Below are 14,785 nucleotides of genomic sequence, written 5' to 3'. Positions count from 1 at the left end.
CCTGCTGGCTGCCGGCCCTGCTCAGAGATGCTCGAACTCGGCAACGTCTGCCGCCGGGCTGCTCGCCGAGGCAGCGAAGGCGATGATTCCACTGCCGCGCAGGACGAATTCCTCACACCTCAGAAACAGCTCGCTCTCGCCGTTAACGGTTACGAAAGTGCCATTGGTGCTCAGATCGCTGAGCACGAAGTGCTCGCCTCGCCGCTCGATTGTCGCGTGATTGCGCGACGCGCGGCGGTCGCGAATGGTGATCCCGCAGTTCGCATCACGGCCCATGTCGACGCGTAATCGCGTCTTGTCGAGCACTTTGATCTGGCCGCCATAGCGTATGCACAAGCGCCCGCTGTCCCTGGATGGCGCTGCCGCGGGCGCTGCCTCTGCAATGCCCGTCTTGCCCGCTCTTGTCTTGGCCTCGAGCCACACCACTTCGAATACCTCGTCGCCCGTTGACAGGCTGTTTTCGGCTTGCTCCTGCAGGCAACGCGTCGCCGATTGCAATGGAGCGGAGAGCAGAGATCTGGTCGCGCCGCTGGTCAGGGTCTGACCGGCGCTGGCCAGATTGGCAAGGAACTCGGCGATGCTTGCCCCTTCACCATGAGCGCCCGCATCGTCCTCGCGCACCTGGCCGTGATGAAAACCAACGCGGATTGCCAGTTGGACACCGGACACCGGAGGCAGGTCGGCCACCCGCCGCTGCATGGCGATGGCGGCCTGGCAGGCGTCATCGGCGTTGTCGAAGAGAGCCGTGAGCACATCGCGCTTGCCGCTTTTCGCGAGCCGCCCACGGAAGCCCTCAACGCCTCGCGCCACACGCTTCCGGCAACGCTCGACGGCGTGCTCAGCTTCCGCGCCGCCCCGTTTTTCGAACAATTTCGAGCTTCCGGAGATGGCGGCAATCAGTACCGAAAGCATCCTTTCCTTGTCGCTCATCACGCGCGCACCGCCAGCGGTACGCCTTTCAGGCTGGGCAGTATTTCGCCGAGCGGTGTCGGATCGAAGACCAGATCGCCGCCATCCATGGTCGCCGGATCACCCCCTGGACGTAGACCCTGGAAATCGAACAGCGTCTGGTCTGCCAGGTGCGAGGGAACGACTTTCTGCAGCGCGGAAAAAACGGCCTCGGTGCGTCCCGGAAAGCGTTGGTCCCAGCCGGCCATCATCTCGCGGATCTTCTGGCGCTGCAGATTGTCCTGCGAGCCACAGAGGTTGCACGGGATGATCGGGTAAGCCATGCCGCGGGCAAAACGCGCAATGTCTTTTTCGCTGCAATAGGCAAGCGGTCGGATGACCACGTACGCGCCGTCGTCGGTCAGCAGTTTTGGGGGCATTGCCTTGAGCCGCGCGGCGAAGAGAAGGTTGAGGAACAGCGTATGGACGATGTCGTCGCGATGATGGCCGAGGGCAATCTTGTTCGCACCGACTTCCTTGGCGGTTCGATAGATGACGCCGCGGCGCAGGCGAGAACACAGCGAGCAGGTCGTCTTGCCCTCGGGAATCTTGCTTCTGACGATCGAATAGGTGTCCTGTTCGACGATTCGATAGTCGACACCCAGCTTTGCCAGATAGCCGGGCAGGACCTCGGCCGGGAAGCCCGGTTGCTTCTGGTCGAGGTTCATGGCGATCAGCCGGAAATCGACCGGCGCCCGCTCGCGCAAGGCCATCAGGACGGAGAGCAGCGTATAGGAGTCCTTGCCGCCGGAAATGCAGACCAGAACGGTGTCGCCGTCGTCGATCATCCTGTAATCGGCGATCGCTTTGCCGGTATTGCTCTCCAGACGCCTCCTCAGGCGCTGCAAGGTGTTCGATTGTTCCACCAGTTTCCTCTCCAACGGCGTGACCAGTTACAGATGTGCGGTGCGACCGCCATCCACGTTGATCACCTGGCCAGTGATGTAGTCCGCGTCCTCCAGCAGGTAGCGCACTGCGCGGGCGATGTCCCGCGGGCAGCCGGCGCGCTGCAGCAGGGTGTGCGCGACGATGTCCTCGCGCGCTGCGCTGTCGAAAACGTCGCTATCCGGCCACAGGATCGGCCCCGGCGCTACCGCGTTGACCCGCACCTGTGGTGCCATTTCGATGGCCAGGGCGCGCGTCAGGCCAAGCAGCCCCGCTTTCGCCGCGCAGTACAGCGGATAACCGCTCAGCGGGCGTTCGGCATGAATGTCGGTGATATTGACCACCGCCCCCTGCGCAGCCATCAGGTGCGGCGCGGCTGCCTGCGTCAGGAACAGGGGGGCTTTCAGATTGCTGCCAATGAGGTCGTCCCAGCTTGCCAGGTCGATCTTGCCCAGGGGCGTCGGAAAGAAGCTCGACGCGTTGTTCACCAGGGCATCGAGACGGCCGAATTGCGCGACCGTATTGGCGACCAGCACGGGCAAGGCCTCGACGTCCAGCAGGTCCGCCTGCAGGCAGGCTGCCGAAGACGGCCGGATGGCGTTCAGTTCGCTGGCCAGTGCCGCGGCGGCAGCCGACGCCTGACGATAATGGAGCATCAGATTGGCGCCGGTGGCGTGCATTTCGCGGGCTATCGCACTGCCCAGCCGCCGGGCCGCACCGGTCACCAGTATCGTTTTTCCACTCATCTCCCATTCCAGGCCGGCACCAACAAAGATATGATTTTAACGGATTATTGCCCCTGCTTCGGGAAAAACAACCCGTTCTGGCGTCACCGCGGTAGACTGCGGGTGGAGAGACTTGGGAAAAGAACGATGAGCAAAATGGACCAGGCGCTTGACGCCGACGATCTGATGATTCTGGCGGAGCGCATCGAGCAGTTGGCGGCAGACGATGCCGAATGGGTCGCCCGCCTGTTTCAGGAGTTGCTGCGCGCGCGCGCCCATGAGGGTGAACTGCTGGCCGGGCAGGCAAGCGGCGGACAGCAGCAGGAAGAGGGCGAGCGCGAGTTTGACGAGCAGATGGCGCAGGTCGCCCTGGACACCGCCGAGTGGCTGAGAACGCTCTGGGAGGTCGGTTACATGGGGGCCGGCAACTTCCGTTCTCAGCCGCGTTCGGCGTTTCCGGCGATTGATCTCGAAGACGTCAGGAAGTCCTCGCTGTTTGCGCGTATTCGCCAGGGCAAGCATGCGCTGCCATTTCCACCGCCTACCCGGCAGGGTTTGCCATGGCACGAACTCGTCGAAGGGGGCACAGGAACGCAGCTGGTCAGTGCCGAGATCGTTCGCGATGAAGCCGGCCTGCCGATGGGTGCGATCATTGAAGGCTGCAGCGAGTGGCAGGTCCTCGAGGAAGACACCGAGAAACAGGAGTGCGTGGTGCAGCACCAGGGGAAGGGGCCCAGGTTCCGCCTGCTGCTGTTGGCCAACGACAGCGCGGAGTTACGTCGCGAGCTGCCGAGTTTGACGCGCGAGATCCATCTGCAAGGGCGTGGCGGCTTCAACTCCTATACCCTCGAATGGGCGCTGGAAAATGGCCAAACGCAGTTCGTTGCCTTGCGTGCTGCGACCTGGGAGCGAGCCCAGTCAGAGGCTGAGCATTGGCTGGCGATGACCCACCCGGAGTTGTACGGACAAGTGCGCTTCGTGGCTGCCCAGAACTGAGCCGTCGACCGACTGGACGGCGAGGCATCCGGCAGTGAAGCGCCTGTGTTCGATCGTCGCCTTGCTCCGCCTTCGCTGGCCGCCGACATGACATTACCCGCGCCGACGAGCGAGGCGCTGGCCTTCAGCGCCGCGCTCAGCGATCATCTTGTCCGTGAGATCGACGCGGGCGGTGGCTGGATCGGCTTTGATCGCTTCATGGACCTTGCGCTCTACGCGCCGGCGAAGGGCTACTACTCAGGCGGTGCCCACAAGTTTGGTGCGGCGGGCGATTTTGTCACCGCTCCGGAACTCTCTCCGGTTTTTGCCCAGACGCTCGCCGCGCAGGTGCGACAGATCCTCGCGCTCAGCGCTCCGCAGATCATCGAAGTTGGCGCCGGCAGCGGCCAACTGGCAGCCGACCTGCTGCGCGAACTCGAGTTGCGTGGAGGGCTTCCCGAAAGCTACGCCATTCTCGAACTGTCCGGCGAACTGCAGGCGCGCCAGCGCCAGGTGATTGCCGCCCAGGTGCCGCATCTGCTGTCGCGGGTGTCCTGGCTCGAGCGCCTGCCCGAGCGCTTCGCTGGGCTGGTGCTGGCCAACGAAGTGCTCGATGCGATGCCGGTGCACCTCGTCGTCTGGAACGAGACGGGCGTCGCAGAGCGCGGAGTCGCCGTCACCCACGGGCAGTTTGCCTGGGTCGATCGCCCGGCCAGCGGCAGGCTGCGCGAGCGGGCACTGGCACTGGCCGCCGAATGCGCAATGCCACCCGGCTACCTGAGCGAGGTTTCGCTGGCCGCAGGTGCCTGGGTCGCGGAGTGGGCAGCACGCCTCGGGTGCGGCGCCCTGTTGCTGATTGACTACGGTTTTCCGCGCCGCGAGTACTACCATCCGCAACGCAGCGCCGGCACGCTGATGTGCCACTACCGCCACCACGCCCACGGCGAGCCTTTCTATCTACCTGGTTTGCAGGACATCACCGCGCATGTCGATTTCACGGCGATCGTCGAAAGCGCTTGTTCGGCTGGACTGGACTTGCTGGGCTATGGCACGCAGTCGAGCTTCCTCCTTGACTGTGGCCTGGCTGCGGTTCTCGCACGAACGCCAAGCAGTGATGCGCGGCGCTACCTGCCACTCGCCAGTGCTGCCAACAAGCTGGTTTCACCGGCGGAAATGGGCGAGTTGTTCAAGGTGATGGCGCTTGGCAAAGGCATTGCCGAGCCACTGCTCGGCTTTGCCAGCGGCGACCGCAGCCGGACCCTCTGAATCCCCCCGTTGGTGCCGTCGAGCTGTCGTCGGTGGCGCCTTGCCCCTGTCCCCGGCATGGCTCGCGCTGCTGCTTGCCTGCTGGCAGGCTCTGGCCGACTACGTGCGCTGCACCTGCGCACTCTCGGCCGCGGGCTTCACGAGTGGTGCCAGAGCGGCCACGCGTGCGGCGTGTATCCGCGCGCCGATCTCGGCGGGTTCCGGGCAGCTGCGGGCAATCGCCGCGGCATCGATGCCGCGTGCCAGCAGCAGGGCCTGGCGAAGAAGTAGCGCTGCCGGATAGGCGGCGTCCTGCCAGCCCAGGCGACCCTGAAAGTCGCAGGTGCAGGCTTCGAGCAGCTGCTCGAAGCGCTCGGGGCGGCGCAAGGCGTCGGTGTTTTCGAGCAGCGTGACTATCTCCGCTGCCGCCAGTTGCCCGGCGCGATGAATGTCGCCGTGATGGCGCGCCACGAGGAGCGCCAGATCCCGGCACTCGACCGGCACTCTGAGGCGCTTGCACACCGCGTTCGCCAGTTCGACACTACGCACTTCGTGACCCGGATGGCGTGGCAAGTCGGCAGCAGCCGTGTCGCCCTTGCCGAGATCGTGGAGCAATACGGCGAAGCGCACCGGTAGCGTGCAGCCGCGCTGCGCCGATCGATCGACGACCATCATGACATGCACGCCGGTATCGATTTCCGGGTGCATCTCGGCACGTTGCGGCACGCCGTAAAGGCGGTCCAGTTCGGGCAGCAGTCGGCGCAGCGCGCCGCATTCGCGCAGTACGTCGAACATCCGCGACGGTTTTTCTTCCAGCAGACCCTTGGCCAGTTCCTGCCAGACGCGTTCGGGGACCAGGTGGTCGAGCTCGCCGCTGGCGACCATTTCTTGCGCCAGGGCCATGGTTTCCGGGGCCACCGTAAAAGCGGTGAAGCGAGCGGCAAAGCGGGCAAGGCGAAGAACGCGCACCGGGTCCTCGACGAAAGCCGGGCCGACGTGGCGCAGTACGCGGGCGGCCAGATCATCGACACCGCGATGGGGGTCGATGAGCATCCCATCGGCACTGCGCGCAATGGCGTTGATGGTCAGATCGCGGCGCGCCAGATCCTCGCTCAGGCTGACTTCCGGTGCGGCACGAAAAGCAAAGCCCTTGTAGCCGCGGCCCGTCTTGCGTTCGGTCCGCGCCAGCGCATATTCCGCGTGCGACTGCGGGTGCAGGAAAACGGGGAAATCCCTGCCGACGGGCTTGAAGCCGCGGGCGAGCATATCCTCGGGTGAGGCGCCGACGACGACGTAATCACGATCCTGAACCGGCAGGCCGAGCAGCTCGTCGCGGATGGCGCCGCCGACGGTGAAGATCTCCATCAGGACGCTGGCCGGCGCTTAGCGCGGCGCGCCAGCCAGCTCAGCGACCGGCACGGAGGCGATAGCGATCCAGGCGAACCTGCCCCTGCTCTGCTGGCGACAGGTAGGTCGGCGCCACTGCTTCAAGGGCCGTTGGCTGCCAGCCAGGATAGTCGTGTGCGCCATCGCTGACGCTGTCGACGTCCATCGAACGCAGGTTGTCCGGCGACATCGGCGGGTTCGGCAGCAGCCACAGCAGGCCGGCCTGCAGGTAGGCCCAGCCGCCGTTGCCAAGATCAATGATGCGCCGTCGCTTGCCGACCAGTTGGGCCGTGTACTCGACCAGCTCACGCAGCGTGTAGACCTTAGGACCACAGAGGTCGTAAGTCTGGCCAAAGGTGTTGCGATCGTTGAGGCTGTCGCAGAAAGCCTTCGCCACGTCGCCAACAAAGACCGGCTGGAAGCGCGCGGAGGCGCCGCCGAGCGGGAAAATCGGGAACAGTTTGAGCAATTTGGCAAACATGTTGAGGAAAGCGTCACCCGGGCCGAAAATCACCGACGGTCGAAATACCGTGATCTCCAGTTCGTCCATGGCCGCCCCGACCACGGCTTCTCCTTCACCCTTCGAGCGCAGATACTCCGATGCCCCGTCGCCGGCTGCATTCAGCGCGCTCATGTGCACCAGGCGCCGGACGCCGCTTTGTTTCATGGCCGCGACAATGTTCCTCGGCAGGTCGACATGTGCCGCGGCGAAACCCTTGCCGTAAGGCAGGCGCGAATCCTTGTCGTGGAGTATGCCGACCAGGTTGATGACGGCGTCCTGGCCGCGCATCAGTTCGACGAGGGCCTGTGAATCGTTCACCTTGACTTCGACCATCTCGACGGTCGGCAGCATGATCAGCTTCTTGGTGTTGTCACGGTGGCGGGTAGCGATCGTCACCCGTACGCCGCGTTGCGAAAGGCAGCTGGCAATCCAACCGCCGACAAAACCACTGCCGCCGATCAACAGCACGTTCTTGAGTTCCATAGGGTCCTACCGGTGAAATGAGTGTCGAGAAAGCATGATTCTAAGGCAAATCCTCGCCCTTGGCTTCGCCGCCGGTGCGGGGAGCGATTACTCCGAGCCGGTTCTTGAGCGTTTGCGGTCGGCCGTCGAACAGTGCCGAGTAATAGACCGAATTGCTCATCACCTTCTTGACGTAGTCCCTGGTTTCGCCGAAAGGAATCGTTTCCGCATAGATAGCCCCTTCCAGCGGCACGTCGGCGCGCCATCTGCGCGCCCGACCCGGCCCGGCGTTGTAGGCCGCGGAGGCGAGCACCGGGTGATTGTCGAGGCTCTCGAGCACCAGCCGCATGTAGCTGGTACCGAGCAGCAGGTTGATTTCGGTGTCGTTGACCTTGCCCTGGTGGTAATCCTTGAGACCAATCTTGCCGGCAACCCATTTGGCGGTGGCCGGCATCAGCTGCATCAGACCGGAAGCACCGGCACCCGAACGCGCATTTGTGACGAAGCGGCTCTCCTGGCGCATCAGGCCATACACCCAGGCGTCGTCGAGCGCCTGGTTGCGTGCTGCCGGCCGCACCTGATCGCCAAACGGTGCCAGGTAGCGCAGCGAGTAGTCGTGTTCACTGCGCGTACGGTCGGCCGCGGCAATCGCGCGGTCGTAGATGTCGGCACGCAAGGCGATCGCGGATGCGGTCAGCAGTTCCCTGTCGCTCATTCCGCGCAGGGCCCAGTTCCATTCGCGGACAGCTTCCGAGCGCAGATTGAGGCGGAAGAAGGCCAGTGCGCGTTGCACGCCGGGATTGGCGTGAACGGTGGCCAATTCTTCCTTGCTCGGTGGTGACGCCTGCGGTGGTGGTGCAATCGGCTGGCCGAGGTCGTCACTGGCCAGGTTGCCATAAAAGTCGGGTTGTCCGGCGATTTTCATGAACAGCGCATTCGCTTCGGCAAGTCGACCGCCGGCGCGGTAGGCGCGGCCCAGCCAGTAGATCCAGGCCGGCTGCGCGGCAAGTTCCGGCGGCATCGCTTCGATCGTCGAGCGCACGGCGCCCCAGTCCTGTGCGCGTAGCGCCGCGCGGACCTTCCACTCCGCCACGTCGTCCGAAAGTGGCGCATCACCCGCCTGCCGATACCACTCGCTGGCCTCTGGCATGTGGTTCTGCGCCGCCTGGCGGCCGATCTGGGCCCATGCCCAGGCCTGTTGATCCTTGTTCAGCGAAGGCGCTATCCGCTGCAGTTGCTGTGCAGCCATGCGTGGGTCGTTGCGGGCGATGCGCTGGATACCGAGGACGGCCAGCTCGCGTTGCATGCGATTGCCGGAAAAGTCGCCCGGCAATCTGATCAGCCAGGGCAGCGGTGCGCCGATGATCGTTTGCGCCAACTTCTTGTCCGGCGTCTGGCTGGGCGGCAGGTAGTTCATGCTGTACGCCGCCGCCGTGGTCTTGTTGGCCTCGAACTGGTTGCGGATGCGCGCCCAGACGGCGTCGGCGAGGACGCGCTTTTCGAGGATCAGTAGCTCCAGCACCGGGTAGCAGGGTTCCGGCGGCTCGAGCAGGGTCAACCACAGCGGCAAGGCATCGTCGAGCATGGTCGGGTCGCCCCGTGCGCGCCTGCTCTGCAGCGAATAGCAGGCAAGATCCTGCGGAGGAGCTTGCAGCAGACCCGCGAACTCGACGTCAAAGGCCGCCCATTGCTGCTGCTTGGCGGTTTGCCGGAGCCAGTCCGTGCGCAACTTCTCGGCGACGTAGGTGTTCTGGTGCCGGTTCAGGAAAGCGGCGACGGTCGCCGGATCGGCCTCCTTCAAGTCGAGGAGAAGCTGCCAGTAATCGACATAGGCCGCCAGTTCGTAACCCTGCAGCGTCGACGCCAGTTGCTCGAGGCGGACTCTGTCGCCGTTACGAGCGGCGCTGCGGGCGGCGAGAAACTGCTCGTCTGCGTCCGTCGCGACGGCGCCGAGCGGCGTCAGAATCCAGCTGCCGAGGACGACCAGGATGGTGTGGCGGAGGGTGTCGCGAAACTTCATGGTAAGCTGGATTTCCCTGAAAATATTCGTTTTGAGCATATCACATGGCTGCCGGACCAATATCGGCAATCGCTGTCGACGGACCGGTCGGCGAGCGCCTGGCGGCGCGTAGCGCATTGCGCAAGAGCCTGCTCGATCGCCGCCTGGCGCTGACTGCCGAGCAGTGCGCGCAACTCTCCGGCCGGGTCTGCGCGCACTTGCGTGACGGCTTCCCGCATTTGTCGGCGCTGGCCGTGGGTTTCTGCTGGCCGCTGAAGAATGAAGCCGATCTCAGGCCGTTGATCGAGGAATGGGCCAGTGCGGGCAAGCAAGGCTTCAGCGCCTTGCTGCCGGTGGTCATCGACGAACAGCAGGCGTTGGCATTTCGCGCCTGGTCCGCGGACAGCGTCATGTTCGCCGATCGCTATGGCATTCCAACCCCGGCTGGCGGTGACTTTCTGATTCCCGAGGCGCTGTTGTTGCCGGTGAATGGCTTCGACCTCGCCGGCTACCGCCTCGGCTACGGGGGGGGTTATTTCGACCGCACCCTGGCCTTGCTCTCGCCGCGACCCCTGGTGGTCGGGGTGGGATTCGAACTGGGCCGGCTGGACACCATCGTTCCCCAGCCGCACGACCAGCCACTCGACGCGGTGGTTACCGAAGCCGGTATCTTCCGGCCGTTGCGCTAGGCTGGCTGGCGGCCGAGAACGAAGGCTGCCAGCGCATCGGCAGGCATCGGGCGCGCTATCCAGTAACCCTGGATTTCGTCGCATTGACAGAGACGCAGCTGCTCGGCGACCTCGGCATCCTCGACACCCTCGGCGATCGCGCGCAGCTTGAGCGCGTGCGCCATCTGAACGATGGCGCGAACGATTGCCGCATCGTCGGCGTTGCTGACCAGGTCGCGGACGAAGGGGCGGGCGATCTTCAGTTTGTCCACCGCGAAACGTTTCAGGTAAGCAAGGCTCGAGTAGCCGGTACCGAAATCGTCTACGGATAGTTTGACGCCGATCGCCTTCAGGCGGCGGGCAGTTTCGAGCGTGGCTTCAGCGTCGTGAATCAGGATCGACTCGGTCAGTTCGAGTTCCAGCCATTGGGAGTCGAGGTCGGCGAGGACCAGCGAGTTGATCACCGTTTCGAGCAGATCGCTGCGCCGGAACTGCACGCCGGAAAGGTTGACCGCGACGCTGAAGGGCGGCAACCCGGCCGCCTGCCAGGCGCTCGCCTGACGGCAGGCTTCGCCGAGGACCCACTTGCCGAGCGGCACGATCAGACCCGTCTCTTCGGCAATCGGGATGAACTTGGCCGGCGCGACCAATCCGTGATCCGGGCTCTGCCAGCGCACCAGCGCTTCGACGCCGACGATCGCGCCCGAAGCCAGATCGATCTGCGGCTGATAGTGCAGGACGAATTCGGAACGCTCGAGTGCCCGCCGCAGACGAGTTTCGAGATGCATGTGCTCGACCGCCTGGACGTTCATCTGCTCGGTGAAGAAGCGGTGCGCGTTGCGGCCGGAGTGCTTGGCGTGATACATGGCCGTGTCGGCCTTCTGCGTCAGGCTGTCGAAATCGTCGCCATCGTCGGGAAAGAGCGAAATACCGATCGAGAACGAGGTGGACAAGGCGTGCTGGCCGATCAGAAACGGCTCACCCATGCGCTGCTGGATCTTGTCCGCCAGCCGCGACACCGACTCGCTGTCGCCCGCGTCCCTGAGGACGATCAGGAACTCGTCGCCGCCCTGTCGGCTGATGGTGTCGGATTCGCGCACACAGGTGCCGAGCCGGGCGACGACAGCCTGGAGCAATTTGTCGCCAACCGGGTGGCCGAGCGAGTCGTTGATCGTCTTGAAGCGGTCGAGGTCGAGGAACATCAGGGCGACGCGGCCGTGCGACCGCCTGGCCAGCGCCAGAGCCTGCTCGAGGCGGTCGCGCAGGAGCAGGCGGTTGGGCAAACCGGTCAGCGGATCGTGGTGGGCCAGGAATTCGGCGCGTTGCTGCGCTGCCTTGCGCTCGGTGATGTCGGTAAATGTGGCTACGGCGGCGTTGGCCTGCGTCGCCGTGCCGGTGCACAAGGGCGAGGCATTGATCAATATCCAGCGCACGCCGCCGTCGGCGGCGCGCAATCCCATTACCATTTCGCGCACTTCGCAGGCTTCGCGGATGGCGATCACCCAGGGCCAGTCCTCGCTGGCAAAAGGTGTTCCATCTTCGCGCAGCCTGGTCGTGCCGGCAGCCAGCGAAACGCCGCCGGAAAACGTTCCCTGCGAGTCGGCGAAAATTTCTTCGGCGGCCGGGTTGGCAAATATCAGTTTTCCCGCCTGCGACCACAGCATCAGCCCTTCGGCCATCGCCGACACGACGCCGCGGAAGCGGCTTTCGCTTTCGTGCAGACGGTCGATCATCTGCCGCAACTCGCTGACATCCTCCTTGATGGCGACAAAGTTGGTGGTGCGACCCTGACTGTCCTCGACCGGTGCGACTATGGCGCGTTCGTGATACAGCGAGCCGTCGCGACGTCTGTTCTCGAACTCGCCATGCCAGGTGTCGCCGGCCTTGAGCTTTGCCCACAGGTCGGCGTAGGTGGCCGCTGCCGTACGTCCTGATTTGAGTATGGCCGGAGTCTGGCCGATGACCTCATCCTTGGCGTAACCGGTCGTTTCGACGAACTTGTCGTTGACGTATTCGATACGCCCCTGGGTATCGGTAATGATGATCGTGGCCGGGTTCTGCTCGACGACCAGCGAGAGCTTGCGTGCCCAGGCCTCGGCCATGTGGCGTTCGGTGATCTCGTGGAAAATGCCGAGGACGCTTGTCTCGCCAGTTGGTTTGGTGTGTTCCGGGACCAGAACGCCGTCGAAGAAGCGTGGACCGTGCAGCGTCGGAAAACCGAACTCGATCTGCTGCGCACAGTTGGTTTCATAGACTGCTGCCAGCGCACGCTCCCAGCGCTCGATCAACGCCGCGTCCAGATCGGGGAAGTCGGCGAACACCTCGCGCACGGTCTTTCCGAGAACGCTGCCTGGTTCAAGGCCCAGCGAACGTTCGAAGGAGGCGTTGGTGAACAGGTGGCGATACTGAGCGTCGTAGCGACTGATGATCACCGGCAGATTCTCGACCAGCGTCCGGTATGAGTTCTGCCTTTCGAGGAGGTCGGCGGTCCGCTCGCGGACCAGTTCCTCGGCCATCGCGCGCCGGTTCAGCACGGTGTGCAGGTAGGTCAGCAGGAGCAGGGTGAACAGCGCGCCGAGCAGCGGAACGTAAGGCACCATCGGCGAATAATTGCGCTCCAGCCAGCCCGGCGTAGCCTCTATCTCTACCGACCACAGCCGCCGTCCGATCTCGATCTCGACGCGGTAGCCGCCGATCGCCGCCGCCTTTGCTCGCTGCGCCGGAGGCTGCCCGGCTGGGGTCCAGGCGCGAATCAGCTGTCGTTCCTCAGGCTGCGTCTGGTCGACCAGGAAGACGTTCAGGCCGGTTTCGGTATCCCCGGCGTTGGCGGCGTCGAACATCTGATTCATGCTCAGGACACCGAGGACGATGCCCCTGATCGCGGCACGCCGCTGGTCGCGGGTGGGGGGGGCTTTGCCGCCATGGTAGACGGGTGCGACGATGACCACGGTATCGGTCTGTCGGTGGTCGATGAGGAGCGGGCCGAGATCGCTGCTCACCTGCAGGCCGGTATCAATCGCCTGCTCGATGAGCGGCCCGCGGTTCGACGCGGCGTGCAGATTGACCCCGATGGCCAGGTGATTGGGCTCGTAGGGGACGGCATAGAGGACCGGAAAATAGCGCGGGCGATCGCCTACCGGCTGTGTCGCTCCTTCAGCGTTGCGTTCGCTGATCGCAAAGGAGTCGCCCCAAATCCGGCGGGCGCGGCGTTCGAAGCTGTCGCGATCAGCCGCCTCGACGACGGGCAACCAGCCAAAACCGCGTATGCCGCGTTCGCCGACCATTGGTCCGGCGAACGCCTCGAAAGCATGCCAATCGACCGTTTCAACGCTGCTGAACAGGCGTTGCAAGGTTGTCAGGTTGTCCAGCTGATCGACAATCCGCTGGCTGACGAGGTCGGCACGCGTTGCCGCTGCCTGGCGAAAGCGTTGTTCAAGGCGTTCCTGGGCAGCGTCCGACAACGAACGGCTCACCCAGCCGGTTATCGCCGCAGCGGCCAGCGCGACGCTGATCAGGATCGCTGCGCGGCCAGACCCGTGCCGGCGTGAAAAAAAAGAGAATGCCATTTACGGGGTTTAGGTCGTTTCGTGTGGAACGGGCAAGAATGGGGCGAAGGGCGAGGCGGGCAAATGAGTGAGCTTTCCAGCGATGAGGTAGGCCATGGCGATGAAGTTTTCGACGCGGCGATAGCCGCGTGCCCTTGCGCGCGCCTCCTGGAGCGCTCGATTCATCGCTTCGACCCGGCCATTGTGCTTGCCGGGGTGAAAACCGTTGAGGACGCCAGGAAGATGCTTGCTGATCGTCCGGCCGAGGCGCTTGAAGGGTTCGAGTCGGCAGCGGCTGGCCCAACTGAGCCAGCGCTTGAGCAGGGGGTTGGCTTCGTCAGGTGTCGTGGCGGTGGCGTAGATGGAGCGCAGCGCCTGCTTGATCCGCCAGGCCCGTGCGGTCTTGAGGTTCGAGCGCTGCAACCAGTACATGGTGTCGGTTTGCTTGACGGTCCAGTCGGCGGGTTTCTTGTGCAGGCCCCAGCGGGTGCCTTTGAGTTCGGGCGCGGTCTTGACCTCGGCGCGTCGCACCTCGTCCAGCGCCGTGCTGCTCAGAGCAACGACGTGAAAGCGATCAAAGCAGACCTCGGCTGCTGGAAAGTGCTCGGCGGCGCCGGCCTGAAACGAGCCGCTCATGTCCATGCTGACATGGGTGATCGCGGTGGGCTGGCCACCATGCTCGGTAAGGTCGCTGGCGAACTTCCCGAGCGTGGCCTTGTCCCGGCCCGGTGTGGCAAACAGCAGACGCTGTGCGTCGAGGTCATAAAAAACAGAGATATACGTCTGGCCGCGTTTACTGGCGGTCTCATCGACGCCGATCGCGCGAACCCTGGCATGACTTTCCTGGGCGCGCGCCCGGCCCACATGATGATTGATCACGCGCCACAGTCTGCGACTGCGCACGCGCAGCAGTCGGCCAGCTGCCAAGACCGACATGGTCGGCGCCAGCATCAGCGTCAAGGCCTCGAACAGCAGGGTGAAGCGACTGCCTTCACGCGCCCAGGGCACGGCGATCTGCGTCACCTTGCCGCAACCGGCACAGGCCACTCGCGGCACCTCGGCATGCAGGTGGGCCTCGTATTGGAAGAAATCCAGATGGCGCCAAGAGCGCGCCAAGCGGTCGTGCAGCGGCTGCGCCGCTGCACCGCAAGCTGGGCAAGCATGAATGGCTGCGCCAAATCGGACCTGGAAATCGATCCGTCCGGACTCTGGCTTGAAGATGACCTCAGCTACCTGCCAAGGAGCAACGAGACCCAGAGCCTGGGTGAACAGCGTTTCAATCATGAGGAACCGGTCGCGAGAGGAAAGACCGCCATTGTCCTCCATGCCGAGGGCGGCAGACTGCCTTCCTCGGCCCGGAGCAAGCGTAAGCAAGCGGGCAGCGATGTAAAGGGTTCGGCTGCGCCCGGACTGCGTCCGCCCTTGACATCACCGCTCCCTCAAAA

General features: G+C 64.3%; 11 protein-coding genes. 3 read left to right on the top strand and 8 right to left on the bottom strand.

All coding sequences use genetic code 11. The annotated features are described in order from the left end of the window. Positions 1 to 21 precede the first annotated feature (21 nt). From QZ634_RS12200 to QZ634_RS12190, 3 genes are read right to left on the bottom strand one after another with little or no spacing between them, the layout of a single operon-like run. On the bottom strand, positions 22 to 930 hold the full coding sequence (locus QZ634_RS12200; protein ID WP_291988693.1) for an adenylate/guanylate cyclase domain-containing protein: 909 nt from the start codon (positions 928 to 930) through the stop codon (positions 22 to 24). Continuing rightward, entirely contained in the window at positions 930 to 1,814 is an 885-nt protein-coding gene (gene ttcA / locus QZ634_RS12195; RefSeq protein WP_291988691.1) for a tRNA 2-thiocytidine(32) synthetase TtcA, read from the bottom strand. Before ttcA ends, QZ634_RS12200 begins: the two co-directional genes overlap by 1 nt. 27 nt (positions 1,815 to 1,841) lie before the next feature. Further along, complete coding sequence (locus QZ634_RS12190; RefSeq protein WP_291988689.1) at positions 1,842 to 2,579, bottom strand: pteridine reductase; 738 nt, start codon at positions 2,577 to 2,579, stop codon at positions 1,842 to 1,844. Positions 2,580 to 2,705: 126 nt separating this feature from the next. Between QZ634_RS12190 and QZ634_RS12185 the strand changes: the two genes are divergently transcribed. Next, positions 2,706 to 3,554, top strand: coding sequence for a hypothetical protein (locus tag QZ634_RS12185; RefSeq protein WP_291988688.1), 849 nt, complete (start codon positions 2,706 to 2,708; stop codon positions 3,552 to 3,554). Positions 3,555 to 3,641: 87 nt separating this feature from the next. Further along, positions 3,642 to 4,799 (top strand): SAM-dependent methyltransferase, encoded by a 1,158-nt coding sequence (locus tag QZ634_RS12180; protein WP_291988745.1) that lies wholly within the window; start codon positions 3,642 to 3,644, stop codon positions 4,797 to 4,799. 99 nt (positions 4,800 to 4,898) lie between these two features. On the opposite strand, the gene QZ634_RS12175 is transcribed toward QZ634_RS12180, so the two are convergent. The 3 genes from QZ634_RS12175 to QZ634_RS12165 are packed head-to-tail and all read right to left on the bottom strand — an operon-like array spanning position 4,899 to position 9,187. Continuing rightward, positions 4,899 to 6,143 (bottom strand): multifunctional CCA addition/repair protein, encoded by a 1,245-nt coding sequence (locus tag QZ634_RS12175; RefSeq protein WP_291988685.1) that lies wholly within the window; start codon positions 6,141 to 6,143, stop codon positions 4,899 to 4,901. Positions 6,144 to 6,183: 40 nt separating this feature from the next. Beyond that, positions 6,184 to 7,149, bottom strand: coding sequence for a complex I NDUFA9 subunit family protein (locus tag QZ634_RS12170; protein WP_291988683.1), 966 nt, complete (start codon positions 7,147 to 7,149; stop codon positions 6,184 to 6,186). 40 nt (positions 7,150 to 7,189) lie between these two features. After that, on the bottom strand, positions 7,190 to 9,187 hold the full coding sequence (locus tag QZ634_RS12165) for a lytic transglycosylase domain-containing protein (protein WP_291988681.1): 1,998 nt from the start codon (positions 9,185 to 9,187) through the stop codon (positions 7,190 to 7,192). Between the two features lie 5 nt (positions 9,188 to 9,192). Here QZ634_RS12165 and QZ634_RS12160 point away from each other — a divergent pair, with 5 nt between their 5' ends. Continuing rightward, positions 9,193 to 9,816, top strand: a complete 624-nt coding sequence (locus tag QZ634_RS12160; protein WP_291988679.1) for a 5-formyltetrahydrofolate cyclo-ligase — start codon at positions 9,193 to 9,195, stop codon at positions 9,814 to 9,816. Here QZ634_RS12160 and QZ634_RS12155 read toward each other — a convergent pair. Further along, complete coding sequence (locus QZ634_RS12155; RefSeq protein ID WP_291988677.1) at positions 9,813 to 13,361, bottom strand: EAL domain-containing protein; 3,549 nt, start codon at positions 13,359 to 13,361, stop codon at positions 9,813 to 9,815. The genes QZ634_RS12160 and QZ634_RS12155 overlap by 4 nt on opposite strands. 9 nt (positions 13,362 to 13,370) lie before the next feature. After that, on the bottom strand, positions 13,371 to 14,624 hold the full coding sequence (locus tag QZ634_RS12150) for an ISL3 family transposase (protein WP_291988725.1): 1,254 nt from the start codon (positions 14,622 to 14,624) through the stop codon (positions 13,371 to 13,373). Positions 14,625 to 14,785: the final 161 nt, after the last annotated feature.

Origin of the sequence: Candidatus Accumulibacter sp. ACC007, assembly GCF_907163205.1 — a bacterium.
Taxonomy (GTDB): domain Bacteria; phylum Pseudomonadota; class Gammaproteobacteria; order Burkholderiales; family Rhodocyclaceae; genus Accumulibacter; species Accumulibacter regalis.
This window is presented reverse-complemented; position numbering and strand designations above follow the sequence as displayed.

Bases quoted from the DNA above. Each gene is read 5' to 3' on its own strand.
- QZ634_RS12185 (WP_291988688.1), top strand. From the start codon at position 2,706: ATGAGCAAAATGGACCAGGCGCTTGACGCCGACGATCTGATGATTCTG.
- QZ634_RS12190 (WP_291988689.1), bottom strand. From the start codon at position 2,579: ATGAGTGGAAAAACGATACTGGTGACCGGTGCGGCCCGGCGGCTGGGC.
- QZ634_RS12155 (WP_291988677.1), bottom strand. From the start codon at position 13,361: ATGGCATTCTCTTTTTTTTCACGCCGGCACGGGTCTGGCCGCGCAGCG.
- QZ634_RS12150 (WP_291988725.1), bottom strand. From the start codon at position 14,624: ATGATTGAAACGCTGTTCACCCAGGCTCTGGGTCTCGTTGCTCCTTGG.
- QZ634_RS12165 (WP_291988681.1), bottom strand. From the start codon at position 9,187: ATGCTCAAAACGAATATTTTCAGGGAAATCCAGCTTACCATGAAGTTT.
- QZ634_RS12160 (WP_291988679.1), top strand. From the start codon at position 9,193: ATGGCTGCCGGACCAATATCGGCAATCGCTGTCGACGGACCGGTCGGC.
- QZ634_RS12200 (WP_291988693.1), bottom strand. From the start codon at position 930: ATGAGCGACAAGGAAAGGATGCTTTCGGTACTGATTGCCGCCATCTCC.
- QZ634_RS12180 (WP_291988745.1), top strand. From the start codon at position 3,642: ATGACATTACCCGCGCCGACGAGCGAGGCGCTGGCCTTCAGCGCCGCG.
- QZ634_RS12170 (WP_291988683.1), bottom strand. From the start codon at position 7,149: ATGGAACTCAAGAACGTGCTGTTGATCGGCGGCAGTGGTTTTGTCGGC.
- QZ634_RS12175 (WP_291988685.1), bottom strand. From the start codon at position 6,143: ATGGAGATCTTCACCGTCGGCGGCGCCATCCGCGACGAGCTGCTCGGC.